This window comes from Herminiimonas aquatilis, assembly GCF_042665175.1.
Taxonomy (GTDB): Bacteria; Pseudomonadota; Gammaproteobacteria; order Burkholderiales; family Burkholderiaceae_D; genus Oxalicibacterium; species Oxalicibacterium aquatilis.
On record NZ_JBHTCC010000001.1, the window covers coordinates 1,751,020 to 1,767,355 of the forward strand.

At 51.8% G+C, this 16,336-nt stretch carries 13 protein-coding genes; 5 read left to right on the forward strand and 8 right to left on the reverse strand.

Annotated features, from left to right (window positions below):
- Nucleotides 1–8: 8 nt before the first annotated feature.
- Nucleotides 9–4,274, forward strand: coding sequence for a pilus assembly protein (locus ACFQO0_RS08160; protein ID WP_382233500.1), 4,266 nt, complete (start codon nt 9–11; stop codon nt 4,272–4,274).
- Between the two features lie 44 nt (nt 4,275–4,318).
- Here ACFQO0_RS08160 and ACFQO0_RS08165 read toward each other — a convergent pair whose 3' ends face one another.
- The 8 genes from ACFQO0_RS08165 to ACFQO0_RS08200 all read right to left on the reverse strand — a co-directional run bounded on the left by ACFQO0_RS08165 (nt 4,319) and on the right by ACFQO0_RS08200 (nt 10,556).
- Entirely contained in the window at nt 4,319–4,951 is a 633-nt protein-coding gene (locus tag ACFQO0_RS08165) for a hypothetical protein (protein ID WP_382233502.1), read from the reverse strand.
- 125 nt (nt 4,952–5,076) lie between these two features.
- A complete protein-coding gene (gene hpf, locus ACFQO0_RS08170) occupies nt 5,077–5,433 on the reverse strand; it encodes a ribosome hibernation-promoting factor, HPF/YfiA family (protein WP_382233504.1) in 357 nt (118 codons plus the stop codon).
- 95 nt (nt 5,434–5,528) lie between these two features.
- Entirely contained in the window at nt 5,529–7,001 is a 1,473-nt protein-coding gene (locus ACFQO0_RS08175) for an RNA polymerase factor sigma-54 (protein WP_382233506.1), read from the reverse strand.
- 21 nt (nt 7,002–7,022) lie between these two features.
- Nucleotides 7,023–7,763, reverse strand: coding sequence for an LPS export ABC transporter ATP-binding protein (lptB, locus tag ACFQO0_RS08180; RefSeq protein ID WP_382233509.1), 741 nt, complete (start codon nt 7,761–7,763; stop codon nt 7,023–7,025).
- 1 nt (nt 7,764) lies between these two features.
- Nucleotides 7,765–8,319 (reverse strand): lipopolysaccharide transport periplasmic protein LptA, encoded by a 555-nt coding sequence (lptA, locus tag ACFQO0_RS08185; protein ID WP_382233511.1) that lies wholly within the window; start codon nt 8,317–8,319, stop codon nt 7,765–7,767.
- A 46-nt stretch (nt 8,320–8,365) separates the two neighbouring features.
- Nucleotides 8,366–8,938, reverse strand: a complete 573-nt coding sequence (lptC, locus tag ACFQO0_RS08190) for an LPS export ABC transporter periplasmic protein LptC (protein ID WP_382233513.1) — start codon at nt 8,936–8,938, stop codon at nt 8,366–8,368.
- Nucleotides 8,939–8,961: 23 nt separating this feature from the next.
- Entirely contained in the window at nt 8,962–9,528 is a 567-nt protein-coding gene (locus ACFQO0_RS08195; RefSeq protein ID WP_382233515.1) for a KdsC family phosphatase, read from the reverse strand.
- Nucleotides 9,528–10,556 (reverse strand): KpsF/GutQ family sugar-phosphate isomerase, encoded by a 1,029-nt coding sequence (locus ACFQO0_RS08200; RefSeq protein WP_382233517.1) that lies wholly within the window; start codon nt 10,554–10,556, stop codon nt 9,528–9,530. Before ACFQO0_RS08200 ends, ACFQO0_RS08195 begins: the two co-directional genes overlap by 1 nt.
- A gap of 127 nt (nt 10,557–10,683) precedes the next feature.
- On the opposite strand from ACFQO0_RS08200, the gene ACFQO0_RS08205 reads away from it, so the two are divergent.
- The 4 genes from ACFQO0_RS08205 (at nt 10,684) to ACFQO0_RS08220 (ending at nt 16,284) form a co-directional block, all read left to right on the forward strand.
- Nucleotides 10,684–12,672 carry a monovalent cation:proton antiporter family protein gene (locus tag ACFQO0_RS08205; RefSeq protein WP_382233519.1) on the forward strand — a complete coding sequence of 663 codons (1,989 nt, stop codon included), beginning with the start codon at nt 10,684–10,686 and terminating at the stop codon, nt 12,670–12,672.
- Between the two features lie 187 nt (nt 12,673–12,859).
- Nucleotides 12,860–14,374: a UbiA family prenyltransferase gene (locus ACFQO0_RS08210; RefSeq protein WP_382233521.1), complete on the forward strand. Its 1,515-nt coding sequence runs from the start codon at nt 12,860–12,862 to the stop codon at nt 14,372–14,374.
- Nucleotides 14,371–14,748, forward strand: coding sequence for a DMT family transporter (locus tag ACFQO0_RS08215; protein ID WP_382233523.1), 378 nt, complete (start codon nt 14,371–14,373; stop codon nt 14,746–14,748). Before ACFQO0_RS08210 ends, ACFQO0_RS08215 begins: the two co-directional genes overlap by 4 nt.
- A 9-nt stretch (nt 14,749–14,757) precedes the next feature.
- The gene (locus ACFQO0_RS08220; protein WP_382233525.1) at nt 14,758–16,284 is read left to right on the forward strand and encodes a glycosyltransferase family 39 protein; all 1,527 of its coding nucleotides are present in this window, start codon (nt 14,758–14,760) and stop codon (nt 16,282–16,284) included.
- Nucleotides 16,285–16,336: the final 52 nt, after the last annotated feature.

Here is a 16,336-nt window from a genome sequence, read left to right on the forward strand (position 1 = left end):
AGGCAAACATGAAACGCCATTTCAAAACAACGCGTGTCGCTAGTTTCATAGCATTGACTACGTTTGCTTTAGGTTTGTTGTTGCCTCTACGCGCATTTCCGGCATCGCTCGCCTTGACACAAGAACCTCTTGCCAATGCGACTACGACGACGGTGCTGCCGAACTTGATGTTTATTCTCGATGGTTCGGGAAGTATGGACTGGAATTATTTGCCGGATTGGGTAGACGATAATATTTGTAAGAATACCGATGGCGACTATGATCGGAGTTGCGTAAATTCTCCCTTGTTCAAAAGTCCGGATGTAAATGGTGTTTACTACAACCCCACCATTAATTATTTGCCTCCAGTGGATAGTGCGGGGACCAGTTTTGCCAGTCAAACCTCATGGACCAACGTAAAAAATGACGCGCATGGTATTCAAAGCTCTGGCACAACCAATCTGGTAACTGGTTACGTCGACATTGAATGGTGTACGGATGCAGTGAATGGCTTTGGCAATCTTACTTACGCCGATTGTTTGCGGAATGATAATTACGTATTGCCCGGGGTTGTTGGAGGGAAAAATTACAATACTCCACATAACACTACTGCTAGTGGGACCGGGCTTGTAGCGACAGGGGATCCTGATATTGCGACGACGGCTTCGAAAACCTTTGGCCCGCATTATTACCGTATTACACCGGGTGAGTGGTGCGACTCGGACAAGCTGATCAATTGTCAGGGAACGGCAACGACGCAGTACAGTTTTCCTGCGAGAGTTCGCTGGTGTACGGACGCTACCAATGCTACTGCACTGACTCCAGCAGCAAACTCATGCCAAGGCTTGCGTGCGGGCAGCTATAAGACGATACGTTTCCCAACTAAATTTCAAATCCCTCCCCAGCCAGAGGTGCCTGCAGTGCCAGCAGTCGGTGCAAGCGCGAAATTTGAATTTTCGATGGCAGGGTGTAACAATTCGAAGAATGTAGGTATTGCAACAATAAGCATAAATAATGTCAATATCCTGCCTTCGGCGACCAATAATAGGCGCTACGCTGCCGATTTGGCTAATGATGTGCGCTCTAAAACGCCGCCTGCAGGTTATTCATTCGGCGGTACTGGGGCTACTTTGATTGTCAGGGTTCCTGCGTCGCTTGGGGATGTCCGTTATAACGTGGTTCTGGCCCGAACGGCAAGTTCACATGCTTCATGTTCGTTTAGTCCTACTAGCGTGGAATTAAGTGGTTACGTTGCGGCGAAGCCTGCAATTCCTGCAGTAGGCGGCTCCTATTCGGGCTCTTTCGTTCGTACGGATATTGTCAGTGGAGTAACTTACCCCCGTGCTGCAGGACGTACAGATTGCACAAGCAGTACAACCACATGCAGCTATAACGAGGAAATGACTAACTTCGCGAATTGGTGGACTTACTATCAAACGCGCATGCAGACCATGAAAACCGCAACCAGTCGGGCTTTCAAATCAATTGATAGTCGCTATCGTGTCGGTTTTATTGATATTCAGGGTAATAATTATCTGCCGATTGCGCAATTTAATGCAGGCACGAACAATACCAAGGATAAATGGTATAAAAAATTGTTTTCGATCAATCCGAATAACGGCACTCCACTGCGCTCTGCATTGAGTCGCGTGGGGCGTTTGTATGCCGGACAGAAGCCTGTCGGTACTGCAGATCCTATGCAATATTCCTGTCAACAAAATTTTGCATTACTGACGACAGATGGCTACTGGAATACCGATTCAAATTCAGACGTTAAGGGTCTTGATGGTTCTGCCGTCGGTAATCTGGATGGGGGTAGTACCGCACGCCCTCTGTATGAAGGTCCTACGGCTAGTTCAAATAGCCTGGCGGATACGGCAAAATATTATTACGACACCGATTTACGTAACAGCTCACTTGCCAATTGTAATGGTGCGTTAGGGGTCGATGTCTGCACGGATAATGTATTCGTCAGTGGCACCGATAATAATGTTAAACAGCACATGACGACCTTCACCTTGGGTTTAGGTGTTGATGGGACACTTTCTTATACTAGCGACTACAAAACTGCGACATCAGGCGATTTCTACGATATCACCAACGGCACGGGAACTTCCGTTACTAATTGGTCGGTGCCGTCGGCTGACAATGAAACTGCAATCGATGATTTGTGGCACGCTGCGGTCAACGGACAGGGTACATATTTTAGCGCCAAGGATCCGGCGCAGTTGACCAGCGGTTTGAACGGAGCGCTTGCTGCGATCAGCTCCAAATTGGGCGCTGGATCTGCAGCTGCCACGAGTACTCTGAATCCTGTTGCCAATGACAATTTTGCCTACGTTGCGAGTTATACCACCGTGAAATGGCAGGGCAATCTTGAAGCACGCACAATCAACCTGAGTACTGGGGACGTGAGCGAATCTCCCTCCTGGTGCGTTGAAAATACAGTCGCTGGAACTTGTGCCTCACCAGGGACAATAACGCAATCAACCGACGGTAGTAGCAATGCTTATTATTGCGTTACGCCTGATGCAACGGCGGACACGTGTACGAACGGGACGCTAGAAGGAGGCAGTTGCAAAGTTGAAATGGCAATAGCATGTACTGGGACGATGCGCTCCTTGGTAGGATCGTCCAGCGATGGCCGCAATATTAAAATGGTCGGGACCGCTGGTACTCTCGTTGACTTTATTTACGACAATTTATCGACGACGCAAAAAACCTATTTCACTGCTTCTGGATTGAGCCAATGGGCGGATCTTTCTGCAGATCAAAAGACGCTTGCAGCAGGTTCAAGCATGATTTCCTACCTGCGCGGACAGACCAGATTTGAAATGGACCGCACCAGCAATGCCGCCGAAGATAGGCTGTATCGATATCGCGAAGCGACATTAGGTGATGCAATCGAGTCGCAACCTGCATTCGTTGGCAAACCGTATTTTAGTTATGCCGACACAGGTTACGCTGCCTATATCACTGCCAAGGCTTCTCGCCCAAAAACGGTTTATATGGGAACCAACGATGGCATGCTGCATGCATTTAATGCTGTAGATGGAACAGAACGATGGGCTTTTGTCCCTACATTGGTGATCCCGAATCTCTGGCATCTTGCAGATAAGAATTATGGAAGTCAGCACAGGAATTATGTAAATGGCAGGCCGATCATCGCGGATGTTTATAACCCGGCGACATCTGCTTGGCGGACCATCTTGGTAGCCGGTTTGAATGGCGGCGGCAGAGGATATTACGCACTCGATATTACCGACCCTACCACGCCGATTTTGCTATGGGAAATTGATTCCACGAATGAGGCCAATCTGGGATATAGCTATGGCTACCCAGTTGTGACGAAAAAGGCAGACGGCACTTGGGTTGTTTTGTTCACATCTGGCTATAACAACACCAGTCCAGGAAATGGTGAGGGTTATTTGTATGTGCGGAATGCTCTTACTGGTGCTCACATATCACGGATAGGTATTGGCGTTGATCCGGATGTCGATGATCCTGCTATTACGCCGAGCGGATTGGCTAAGATAGCAAACTATGCTAACGATCCGGCGCGCAACAATACGTCTTTGTATGTTTATGGCGGCGACCTTTCGGGTAACGTGTGGCGTTTCGATATCAATACCAATACAGTATTGAAATTTGCAGTTTTGAAGGATCCGTCTGGTGCTAGGCAACCCGTTACGGCGGCGCCTGAGTTAGGTGTCGCTTACGGTAAGCGATTGGTTTTTGTTGGGACCGGAAAGTATCTAGAGAAAAGCGATCTGGAAAATACGCAGAGACAAACCTTGTATGCAATAAAGGATAACAATGCGACCACTACTCTGGTGAATCCACGGCTATCGCTAGTGCAACAAACTATTACGACCTCAGGATCCACCCGCACTGCATCGCAAAATGAAATTGATTTCAGGCTTGATTCAGGATGGTTTATCGACTTGCCGGATACGGGGGAGCGTATTCATGTGGAACCTATACTTGATTCTGGTCTCTTGATTGCGCCTTCTACCGTGCCATCCAATACGGTATGTTCACCGGGCGGGTATGGTTGGCTTAACTACTTTAATTACCTGAATGGAAATAATGGCGACGGCATTGTTTCGGAAAAATTCAATGCCCCGATTGTCGGTGTAAATTATTACTACACTCCTGACGGGGAACGACATGTTTCAGTGGTTACCTCAGATCATCCGACGCCTGACCAACCTACAAACAAGTTGCCTAAGCCGCCTAACGCCTTGTCATTTCAAGGTAAGCGCGTAATTTGGCGCGAATTTATACCAGACTGATTTTTAATGTAGATTGATCGGCGGCCCTACGTGGGCCGCCTTTTTTATTTTCCTGCTGGCTCGTCTTGCTTATCTGTGTTTTTCCACACTTCGATGCGTATTTCACTAGGCACGGCGATGCCGGAAATTTGGGCTGCTGCAAAAGTCATTGTTTTAAAAGCAGTGGTAATCAACAGCAGTTTTTCACTGTCAGCAATATCGCCAGGGATGAATACTTCGTCTACCGTTCCCACATTACTGATGCGCAAAGTCATTATGAGTGGCTCAGGCAATCCTGCGATATCGGGCAAGAAAAAATCTGCAGGTAGGTCATTGATGACTTGTGGTTTCTGGCTTAATTCATCCGATTTGAAATAGTAGGATTGAAAGGGTAGTTGTGCACCGATCGGAATTTCAGCCAACGAGGGCGCCGCCGGTAACGATGGTATTTCTGGCTGTATCAGATTGTGGACGTTTTGACTTTTAGTGGCTATGCGCTGAGGCGCATGATCTAATTTTTCACTCAGTAAACGGACAACCACCCCTGTCGTCTCACTGCTATTTTTATTGTTAGTCTCAGCAAATTCAGCGAGCGAGTAAAGAATAAAAGCATGTCCTGAAAGGGTCAAAATCAGCGCGATAGCTGAAATTGGCTTGGCGAGAGAAGAGGGAAAATACTTTTTGCGATGGTCATGCATCCAGTCATTTTATATTGATGTTTAGCGATTTTTAATCGATTTCTGTAGAGCTTTGACATTAAAAAAGGGCGCAATCTGCGCCCTTCATTTTTAGTGACTGATTTTCTCAGCCTGATGATTTCCCGTTAAGGGGTGACAGCAGCGTCGGATTCATCCGGCAATCGTTTGATTGCATCATGTTGATGATCTTGCTGCTTGGTTTTGTATTTGATGACTTGTCGATCGAGCTTGTCGACCAGTGAGTCAATCGCCGCATACAAATTGTCGGCAATACTTTCCGCATGCAGATCCTTGCCTCTCACGCGCAAGTTGATTTCTGCTTTCTGGCGTTTTTCTTTTTCCGGAAGATTGTCTACAGTCAGGATGACTGCAATGTCGATAACGTGATCGAAGTGACGTTTGATACGCTCCAGTTTTCCTTGTACATATTCGCGGATTGCTGGGGTTAATTCGAGGTGATGTCCACTGATTGTGAGATTCATACAGTGCTCCTATGATAATTCACTGGAGGTTCAAGCGCCTTGTTACCTGGCCACAAGAACACAGCAAGGTATAACAAAAACTACTAAGGACAGTTCTACAACGATTTGCGCAAATTGACTGGGGGAATTTTCAAGGCTTCACGGTATTTTGCAACGGTACGTCGCGCCACAACCATACCCTGTTCCGCCAGCATTTCTGCGATTTTGCTATCAGAGAATGGGATTTTCGGGTCTTCAGCTCCTATCAATTGTTTGATCAGTGCCCGTATCGCAGTGGAGGATGCTTCGCCGCCTGTTTCCGTTGCGACATGGCTGCCGAAAAAGTACTTCAGTTCGAACATTCCATGCGGTGTGAGCATGTACTTTTGCGTCGTTACACGAGAAATAGTGCTCTCGTGTAGACCTAGTGTATCAGCTATTTCACGCAACACAAGTGGGCGCATCGCGACAGCGCCATGTGAGAAAAAGTTGCGTTGTCGTTCTACTATCGCCTGTGATACGCGCAGGATAGTGTCGAAGCGCTGACGCATATTTTTGATCAACCATTTGGCTTCTTGCAGTTGCGATCCGAGCGATCCATCGCCCTTGCTTTGCTTCAAAATATTGGCGTACATGCTGTTGACGCGCAAGCGTGGCATGACGTCGTGATTGAGCATGACTTGCCAGCCGTTGCGTGTGCGTTTGACGATCACATCAGGCACCACATAATCGGAAGAGCCGCTTGCGAAAATCGCTCCTGGGTGTGGATTGCATTGTTTGATGATGACTTGTGCTTCGCGCAAATCTTCGTCGTCGCAATCGAGGGCCTTGCGCAGTTTGTTGAAGTCGCGTTGCGCAAATAGAGTGAGATGATTTTCAACAATCGCGAGCGCCATGCGGCGCGTGACCATTGCAACTTTCGGCATGCGTTTGATTTGCAGTGCCAGGCATTCAGAGGCATTGCGCGCACCCACACCAGGCGGATCGAAGCTTTGCAACAGGTTCAATGCAATCTGCAATTCTTCCAGTTCTATTTCCAGCTCTTCCGGCAGGCGCGCGTGGATTTCTTCCAGTTCTTCTTCCAGATAGCCGTTGTCGTTCAATGCATCGATGATCAATTCAAGCAACGCACGATCACGCGTCTCGCGCACAGTTACGCGCATCTGTTCCAGCAGGTGCTCACGCAATGTTGTTTCGTGTGCTTCCAGCTGCGGGCGGGCGTCATCATCTTCCGGTGCTTTCGATGTACGTGCGACATCGTCAAAACTCCATTCGGCATCGCCGTTGGATGATTCGGGTGCGTCTGATGGCGTATCGAAACTGGCTTCGCTTTCCGGGACTTGCGCATTGGCCTCTATGCTTGCGCCTTCCGGTGTGGTTCCGGTAGAGCCGATGGCGCCATCGGCCAGCAAGCGGATCGCGTGATCCAGCGGATCGTCGGTGCGCTCCAGCAGTGGATTGTCTGCGAGAATTTGTTCCAACTCCTGATGCAGTTCCAGCGTGGACAATTGCAGCAGACGGATTGATTGCTGCAATTGCGGCGTGAGTGCCAGATGTTGCGAAACGCGTAGCTGCAGGGATTGCTTCATAGAGTTATCTAGCTTCCGGCATCACATGCGGAAGTGTTCGCCGAGGTAAACCCGGCGCACCGATTCGTTGGCGATAATCTCGTCAGGGCTGCCGCTGGCGAGCACTGCACCTTGATTGATGATGTAGGCACGATCGCAGATGCCGAGTGTCTCGCGCACATTGTGATCGGTGATCAGTACGCCTATGCCGCGCTCTTTGAGGAAGCGCACAATACGTTGAATTTCAATTACTGCTATCGGATCAACGCCGGCAAACGGTTCATCCAGCAAAACGAAACGTGGATTGGTTGCCAGTGCGCGCGCAATCTCGACGCGACGACGTTCGCCACCGGACAAAGACATCGCTTGATTTTCACGCAGCTTCTCGATTTGCAGGTCAGCCAGCAAAGTATCGAGACGTTGTTCGATCTGCGGCTTGCTCAAGGATTTGCCATTGAGGCGCTGTAGTTCGAGCACGGCGCGAATATTATCCTCGACGCTCAGCTTGCGGAATACCGACGCTTCTTGCGGAAGATAGGACAAACCCAGCTGCGCGCGTTTGTGTATGGGCTGGCGCGAGATATTGACACCATCCAGTTCGATGCTGCCGGCATCCGACGGTACCAAGCCGACGATCATGTAAAACGACGTAGTTTTGCCGGCGCCGTTAGGGCCCAGCAGGCCAATCACTTCACCGCTCTCGACTTGCAAGGCGACGTCACGTACAACCTGACGCGCGCCATAGCTTTTTTGCAGTCCGCTGACTATCAACTTGCTCGACATCTTAAGGGGCCTTTGTTGTATCGGCACGCGGCTGGATGATGGCCTTGATGCGTCCTGCACCTGGCTTGCTGTCGCCCCCGCTAGTGTTATGCACGGTGAAAAATTCAGCGCGTGTATCGTAGGAAATATACTCGCCGTTGACTTCATCGGTAGTCTTGCCATTTTCCAGGCGACGCATACGAGCCTTGGAATACAGTTTCATGATTTCATTCTTGTCGTCGTATTCGATGCGCTCGGCCTGGCCTTCTATCCATTGGTCGGGACCGCCGTCACGTTTTTGACGGAAACTGGCAAGTGAGCCAGGGGCCGCATACATGACGACAAATTGATAGCCGGCCGGATCTTGCGTGACCACCATCTTGTTGGATTTCATCAGAATCGAGCCGCGCGTCAATACGACATTGCCGACGAAGGTGTTGATCTGTTTGACGTCGTCGTACTGCATTTGATCGGCTTCGACGTTGGTCGGCTTGGTTGCATCGGCTTTTTCAGCATGGACGCAAGTCAGCGCGCCCAAACCAGCGATAAGCAGCATTGCAGAAAGTAATCGTTTCATGAAATTTTTCTAAGAGAATCCATCGATTAAAAGTCGGATCACGAAATCAATTGGTGACGACAGGCGGCTGGTACTGGCCTTTTACATTACTCGACAAGCTGAATTCGCCGGTTGCATTGTTGACAAACATGCCGGCGCCATTCAGCGTCGATTTCCCAAGTTGCAGTTCAACCGGCTTGGGGGTTTTCATGACATCCTCGTCTGGCAATATCAGCAAATAAGATGTCTTGAGTTGAAAATGCTGCGACTTTGCGGAAGCGGGTCTGTCTATATGCACATTGTCATACATATGGACTTCGCTGCTGTTGTTAGTCACTTTGGCGCGCAAGGAGCGACTCACCATCGGTGGCCGATCAGCGCTATAACTATGCATGACCGGATTCTGTATTTGATAGGAGTCGTCTTGCGGGTAATGTTTCATTTCGGTGCCGGTGAGGTTGTAACGTGCCTCGCCGGTTTTTGCCATGCGCACGAAATTAAATTTCTCTACATAAAAATCGGGCTCCGTGCGTACCCGGGCAGGCAGGGAATCTTCAGTTTTGCGCTGCATCACTTCGACTAGCCAAAAACTGCCGAGCGCTAATCCTGCGCTCAACGCAATCAGCACAATCAGGCGCATGCCATTGCCTGGACGCGGCGCTTTCAAGACAAGTACAGCGCGATGGCCGCCTCGTAATTGCCTTGTGCGCGCAGAATGAAATCGCACAATTCACGTGCCGCGCCGCGACCGCCGCTGGCTTGCGTCACGTAATGCACGCGTGAGCGCACTTCCGGATGTGCATTGGGTACGCTTGCTGCAAAGCCGACGCGCGACAGGATAGGCAAGTCTATGACATCGTCGCCGATGAAGCCGCATGCACTGGCGTCAGTGCCAGTTTGTGCGAGCAATTGTTCAAATGCACTGCGCTTGTCATGTATGCCTTGAAACACATGATGAATGCCAAGGTCCGTCGCGCGGCGCAGCACAATAGGTGATTGGCGTGCACTGATGATCGCGGTCGCGACACCGGATTGCTGCAGCAATTTGATGCCGTGGCCATCGAGAACGTTGAAGGTCTTGATGACCTCGCCATCCGCGCCAAAATGCAGGCTGCCGTCGGTCAGAATGCCATCGACGTCAAATATCATCAGCCGCACATTCGCTGCACGAGCGGAAGCAGCTGACACTGAATTGGAAAAAACCGCGGCAGAATCTGCAGAGGAGGTCATCAGATTACTTTCGCGCGGGTCAGATCATGGATGTGCAATGCGCCCACCAGTGTGCCGTCAGTATTGGTTACCAATAATTGATTGATGCGGAACTCTTCCATCATGTCGACTGCATCGACGGCGAGCTGCTCCGGCTGCACGCTGCGCGGGTTGGCGTGCATCACATCGGCAATCGATAAAGTCGAAAAATCTTGCTTGTTTTCAATCAGGCGGCGCAAATCGCCGTCCGTGAATACGCCGATGGCGCGACCGTCAGCATCAACTACGGCTGTCATCGCCATGCCTTTTTTACTGATTTCCAATAGTGCGGAGTAGAGTGTCGCATCAGCAGCGACGGTAGGAATCGCATCGCCGGTGCGCATCACATCACGCACGTGCGTCAGCAAACGGCGGCCGAGTGCGCCGCCCGGATGCGAACGTGCAAAATCTTCTTCGCCAAAACCGCGTGCATCCAGCAGTGCCATCGCCAACGCATCGCCGAGCGCAAGGGTTGCGGTGGTGCTGGCAGTCGGTGCCAGGTTCAAAGGACAAGCTTCCTTGTCGACCTTGACGTTCAGGTGGACGTCAGCAAACTGCGCCAGACTTGAGGCGTCGTTGCCGGTAATGGCAATCAGGGTCGCGCCCATGCGTTTGATGATCGGGATGATGGCCAGCAATTCGCCGGCTTCACCTGAATACGAAATCGCGATCAGTGCATCATTGGCGGCAATCATGCCAAGGTCGCCATGCGAGGCTTCGGCCGCGTGCACGAACAAGGCTGGTGTGCCGGTTGAGGCCAGAGTCGACGCAATCTTGCGCGCGATATGGCCGGACTTGCCGATGCCGGAGACGACCACACGGCCATCGCAATTCAATAATAGGGAAACTGCCTTGACAAATTGCGCACTGGTTTCCTCGCTGATTCGTTTCTTTAACGCAAGAATTGCATCTGCTTCGATTTGCAGGGTTGCGCTGGCAAATTGCAGCGCGCGCGCTGTGCTTGTGGCATCAAAAGTTGCGGGCACGGTTTTGGCATGGGGTACACTCATGCCCGAAAGTATAAACGAATTCATCTGGCAAGAAGGGCTGACTAAGCAAAAAACCTGCCAGACGCAGAAAAATATGTTTTGATCGCTCTACGTACATTTTCCGAATAACCCAAGCCGGCATCACATTATGCTTTCCCCTTTAGAACTGACCCTTCTGTTGCTTGCTGCTGCGGTGCTGGGCGTGGTGGCCTTCCGCATGATGCATTTGCCGCCCATGCTGGGCTATCTGATGGCGGGCATCCTGATCGGACCGCATACCCTGGGTTGGGCGGAAGATAATGCCACCACGCACGCTCTGGGCGAATTCGGCGTGGTGTTTCTGATGTTCTCGATCGGTCTAGAATTTTCTCTCGCGAAGTTGTCGGCGATGCGGCGCACCGTTTTCGGGCTGGGCATGGCGCAAGTGTTGCTGACCATCATACTGACAATGATTTTCGGCTGGCTGGTGGCAACCATATCTACGCGTTTAAGCGCCATCAGCTGGCAAGCGGCTTTTGCTATTGGCGGTGCGCTGGCGATGTCGTCGACCGCGATCGTGTCAAAAATATTGACTGAGCGACTGGAGCTGGAAAGCGAGCATGGCCGGCGCATCATCGGTATTTTGCTGTTTCAGGATCTGGCGCTGGTGCCGTTGCTGATCCTGATTCCCGCGCTGGCTCATCCTAAAGGCGATCTGGTCGCCACGCTTTCATGGGCTGCCTTCAAGGCCGTCATCGTGTTGCTGCTGTTGTTCTTCGTTGGGCATAAGCTGATGCGGGGCTGGTTCCGCATCGTCGTCAAACGACGCTCGCAAGAATTGTTCATGCTGAATCTGTTGCTGATTACCCTGGGCGCGGCGTGGATTACCGAGATGGCCGGCCTGTCGCTGGCCTTGGGCGCATTTGTCGCCGGCATGCTGATTTCCGAAACTGAATACAAGCACCAGGTAGAAGAGGACATCAAATCGTTTCGTGATGTATTGCTCGGCTTGTTCTTCATCTCGATCGGCATGCTGCTGAATGTGCGCCTAGTGATTGAATACTGGTGGCTGGTATTGCTGCTGCTGACCGGGCCGGTATTGCTGAAATTTGGTTTGGTAACGATCTTGGCGAAATGGTTTGGTGCGCCGGTCGGCGTGGCCTTGCGTACCGGATTGGCCTTGGCGCAAGCGGGCGAATTCGGATTTGTATTGCTGCACCAGATCAGCGCCTTGAATCTGATTGAGCCGCTGATTATTCAATTGATTTTGGCATCGATGGTGCTGTCTATGCTGGCCGCACCGGTCATACTCGCCAAATCCGATGCGATCGTGATGAAATTGTCGGCCAATGAGTGGATGGCGCAATCGCTGGCGTTGACGCAGATTGCGACGCGCACGATGGCGGCGCAGCAGCACGTCGTGATTGCCGGCTTCGGCCGAACTGGCCAGAGTCTGGCCAAGCTGCTGGATGAAGAGGGCATCCCTTATCAGGCGCTGGATCTGGATCCTGATCGCGTGCGCGATGCGCAGGCAGCTGGTGTGAACGTATCTTATGGTGACGCCGGCCGTCGTGAAAGCCTGGTCGCGGCCGGTATCAATCGGGCGGCAGCGCTAGTGATTACCTACGCCAGCACGCCGTCGGCATTAAAGGTCTTGCATCATATGAAGGATCTGGCGCCTGCACTGCCCGTCATTGTGCGCAGTTACGATGATTCGGATTTGGATAAATTGCGCGCTGCCGGCGCGTCGGAAGTCGTGCCCGAAGCGATAGAAGGCAGCCTGATGCTGGCCTCGCATGCATTGCTGACCATGGGCGTACCTTTGCGGCGTGTTGTACATACGATTCAAATGGCGCGCGGCGAACGCTATGCCTCTCTGCGAGGATTTTTTCATGGCGCCAGCGATGTGTCGGATACGGCTGAACATTTGCAGGTGCGCTTGCGTTCCGTATTGCTGACCGAAAGCGCGAACGCGCTAGGCAAAAAGCTGGGACAATTGGAGCTGGATGCGCTGGGTGCGGAAGTGACCGCGCTACGACGCAATGGTGTGCGCATAGACTGGACGCCGGACACGATACTGTTAGCAGGTGACATCCTTGTTTTGCGTGGAGCCCTCGAAGGACTGTCGCGCGCCGAAGGTCGCTTGCTAAAAGCATGAGGCGGGCGTTTGTGGTTGACGCTGGCTATGTGAAGACGGAAAATTGCCCACCTTTAAATACACTTGCAAGGATGGATGCGGCTTTGCAGTGTGTCGGCGATGAGCTTCGTCGAGATATTCCATTGTTAGCGTCTTTGGCAACGCGATTGGCAGTTTCCTAAAATTTCTCTGTTCCCATGGTGGTGATTTGAGCGTTTCCCCCGGCAGTCCTTCTCGTCCTTCATTTGCCGCGCCCGATACCGTGCGTGAAGATGTGCCGAACGCGGCAGACAACGCTGCGCTGCCACTGTATGTCGACCTTGACGGCACGCTGACCTATACCGATCTTTTATTCGAGTCGGTCTTGCTGCTGATTAAACGCAACCCGCTTTATCTATTTCTTTGTTGTGTATGGCTGCTGCGTGGACGTGGCAATTTGAAATCGCAGATTGCCAGACGCATTCAGCTTGATGTGTCACTGCTGCCTTATAACGAGGCACTGCTGACCTACCTTCAGCAGCAACGCGCCGTGGGGCGTCGCTTGGCCCTGGCCAGTGCATCCGATTGCACGCTGGTGCAGCGCGTTGCTGATTTTCTCGGCATCTTCGATACGGTGCTCGGTAGCGACGAGGCGACCAATCTGAAATCACACACCAAGCTGCAGGCGATCATCGCAGATGCCGGTGCGGGCGGCTTTGCTTATGCGGGGAATGGTGCTGCGGATCTATCGGTATGGCGCAGTGCGACAGAGATTATCGTCGTCAATGCATCGTCCTCTGTCGTCGCGCAAGCACAACAAATCAAAACGCCGACCCTGATTGTTCCGCCACGCCCGTTCAAGTTGCTTCTGGTGATCAAGGCTTTGCGCCTGCATCAATGGGCCAAAAACGCGTTGCTGTTTGTGCCCTTGATGGCTGCGCATGATTTGAACGGAGATAGCTGGCTGGCAACGCTACTGGCATTCATTGCATTCGGACTATGCGCATCGGCGACGTATGTCATCAACGATTTATTCGATCTGGCATCTGACCGCGCGCATCCACGCAAGCGTGCGCGACCTTTCGCTGCGGCGACGCTGACGATTCAATTCGGCGTCATGCTGGTGCTGGTATTGCTGCCTTTTTCCCTGTGGCTGGCGGCTGCCATTTCCCTGCCGTTTTTTGGTCTGATGGTGTTGTATGTGGTCGCTACCTTGCTGTATTCGGCGCGCCTGAAGCAAGTCGCGATTGTGGATGTGCTGGTGCTCGCTTCGCTGTATACGCACCGTATCCTGGCTGGCGGTCTGGTCAGCACGGTGGTGATTTCCAACTGGTTGCTGGCCGTTTCGCTGTTCATGTTTCTGAGCCTGGCATTGGTCAAGCGCTGCGCCGAACTGGAGTTCATGAGCGGCGACGGCAAAGTTTCCCTGGCCGGGCGCGGTTATCGCACCAGCGACTTGTCCTATCTGATATCGATGGGTATCGCCAGCGGCTTTGTCGCGGTGATGTTGCTGGCGCTATATGTAGATAGCCAGGTCGGTGGTGCCATGTATCCACATGCAGAAATCCTGTGGCTGATCCTGCCGCTGATGCTGTTCTGGATCATGCGCCTGTGGCTGAAGATTTCACGCATGGAGATTCACGATGATCCGCTGCTGTTTGCCATCACGGATCGCACCAGCTGGATAGTCGCGGCGCTGGTTGCCTGCGTCGCGTTGGCAGCATCGGTGGGAGGGATGGCATGAGTCAGATGGGCGCCTTGGGGCTGGCACTGTTTTGCGTCTGTCTGACGGCAGCGGCGCAGGTTTTGTTAAAGATGGGTATGTCGTCGCCGGCAATTCAGCAGGCAATGTCGGGCGGGTTGCGCTCGGTCTATTGGCTGGCGTTGACCAGCCCCTTGATCTGGGGCGGCATGATTTGTTTTGGCGCAAGCGCCGGACTGTGGCTGCTGGTCCTCGGTAAGCTGGAAGTCAGCATGGCCTATCCATTGATTTCGCTGGGCGTCGTGTTGACGACGCTGGCGGGGATATTTATTTTGGGCGAATCGGTCAGCATCTATAAAGTGCTAGGCGTATCGCTGGTAATCGCAGGCGTACTCGTCCTGTCAGTAAAGAATTAGGAAATTGGAATGAATTTGAATTCAACACGTTCGCTGTACGCTGGTGCCGATCCGGTACGTGCGCGTCAGGTTTTCAGAGTGACGTTTGCAATTACGCTGATGATCAAGATGTGGTTGGCTGCGTATTTCCCGATGACGGGTGATGAAGCATTCTTCTATCAGTGGGGTGTATTTCCTGCATGGGGCTATTCCGATCACCCGCCTATGGTCGGCTGGTTACTGTTTGTGCTGAATAGTATTTCTGCCCACCCTCTATCACTACGCTTCTTCACCGTATTGATGTGGAGCCTGATTGCGCTAGGACTGGTTGATTTGTTGCGTCGGCTTGCTCCGTATCAGGAAGCAGTTGCCTATCGCCTGGGCACTCTGTTCCTGCTATTGCCGTTCACGCTGTTGTTGAATCTGGTCACGACCGACACGCCGCTGATTTTCTTTATCTTCCTGAGCGGCTATTGCTTTATTCGCGGCACGATGTCCGACAAGTTGGTCTGGTTTTTCGGCGCTGGTATCTTCCTTGGCTTCGCGTTGCTGTCGAAATATTTTGCCGGTTTGCTGGCGATTGCCTACTTTGTCTATCTCTGTCGTTCGCGTCGCGGCTGGCTTAAGCTGATCATCATTGCTGCATGCTCTGCGCCTTTGTTCGCCATCACCGTGGCCTTCAATGCAAATAATTGCTGGACCAATGTGATGTTCAACATGATCAATCGCAATGAGAACACGCAGTTTTCCTTCTATACGGTGGGCGAATATGTATTGATGATGATTTACCTGATAACGCCATGGGTATTCGTCAAGTTGCTGCGTTCGGGCGGCATGCTGATCCAGCGCGGCGCCATCGTCGTGCTATTCCTGGTGCCATTTGCCCTGTTCCTGTTGCTGTCGATGGAAAAAACCATAGGCCTGCATTGGGTGCTCGGCTTCATGCCTTTCCTGTTTCTCTTCATCGGCACGACTGCCCATGCAGACGACTTGCGCAAGTATGCAAAATGGACTGCGTGGTTTGCCGTGCCGCACTTCCTGTTCCTGGCGGCGATTATTTTATTGCCAACCGCGATGTGGCAAGGCTATGCACTGCACGACGATATCGTATTTCACAAGCAGGCACCAACCATCGTTAATACCTTGCGCAGAGGACTGCCGGCCGATGGTGCGATCATGGCACGGGCTTACACGCCATCCGCGTTGCTGTCCTATCACGCCGGTGAGTATTTGCCGACCTTCGGCACGGGCAAATTCCATGCGCGTCAGGATGATTTGAATGTTGATTTCAAAAAGTATGCGGGCAAGACGATACGCATTTTCGATAGACGCGCAATTAATGCAGACGAATTGACGCCTTATTTTTCGGCGGTTACGGTGCATACGATGCAGGCTGACGGCGTCACCTTCTGGTACGCCGATGGCAAGGATTTTAACTATGAGGTGTATCGCGAACGTATTCTTAAAACGATCGCTGATCGTTATTACCGTATCCCTTCATTCCTGCCGGTATACGGTTGCCAGTTCCTTGAGCGCTACGATATCAAGCGCCCGTGACCTGGTCATTAGCAAGAGTAACAACGCGCTGTAAGCCACACATAAGTTTGTT

What these genes read in the sequence shown, in the direction of transcription:
- ACFQO0_RS08160 (WP_382233500.1), top strand. Translation starts at nt 9, where the DNA reads ATGAAACGCCATTTCAAAACAACGCGTGTCGCTAGTTTCATAGCATTG.
- ACFQO0_RS08165 (WP_382233502.1), bottom strand. Translation starts at nt 4,951, where the DNA reads ATGCATGACCATCGCAAAAAGTATTTTCCCTCTTCTCTCGCCAAGCCA.
- hpf (WP_382233504.1), bottom strand. Translation starts at nt 5,433, where the DNA reads ATGAATCTCACAATCAGTGGACATCACCTCGAATTAACCCCAGCAATC.
- ACFQO0_RS08175 (WP_382233506.1), bottom strand. Translation starts at nt 7,001, where the DNA reads ATGAAGCAATCCCTGCAGCTACGCGTTTCGCAACATCTGGCACTCACG.
- lptB (WP_382233509.1), bottom strand. Translation starts at nt 7,763, where the DNA reads ATGTCGAGCAAGTTGATAGTCAGCGGACTGCAAAAAAGCTATGGCGCG.
- lptA (WP_382233511.1), bottom strand. Translation starts at nt 8,319, where the DNA reads ATGAAACGATTACTTTCTGCAATGCTGCTTATCGCTGGTTTGGGCGCG.
- lptC (WP_382233513.1), bottom strand. Translation starts at nt 8,938, where the DNA reads ATGCGCCTGATTGTGCTGATTGCGTTGAGCGCAGGATTAGCGCTCGGC.
- ACFQO0_RS08195 (WP_382233515.1), bottom strand. Translation starts at nt 9,528, where the DNA reads ATGACCTCCTCTGCAGATTCTGCCGCGGTTTTTTCCAATTCAGTGTCA.
- ACFQO0_RS08200 (WP_382233517.1), bottom strand. Translation starts at nt 10,556, where the DNA reads ATGAGTGTACCCCATGCCAAAACCGTGCCCGCAACTTTTGATGCCACA.
- ACFQO0_RS08205 (WP_382233519.1), top strand. Translation starts at nt 10,684, where the DNA reads ATGCTTTCCCCTTTAGAACTGACCCTTCTGTTGCTTGCTGCTGCGGTG.
- ACFQO0_RS08215 (WP_382233523.1), top strand. Translation starts at nt 14,371, where the DNA reads ATGAGTCAGATGGGCGCCTTGGGGCTGGCACTGTTTTGCGTCTGTCTG.
- ACFQO0_RS08220 (WP_382233525.1), top strand. Translation starts at nt 14,758, where the DNA reads ATGAATTTGAATTCAACACGTTCGCTGTACGCTGGTGCCGATCCGGTA.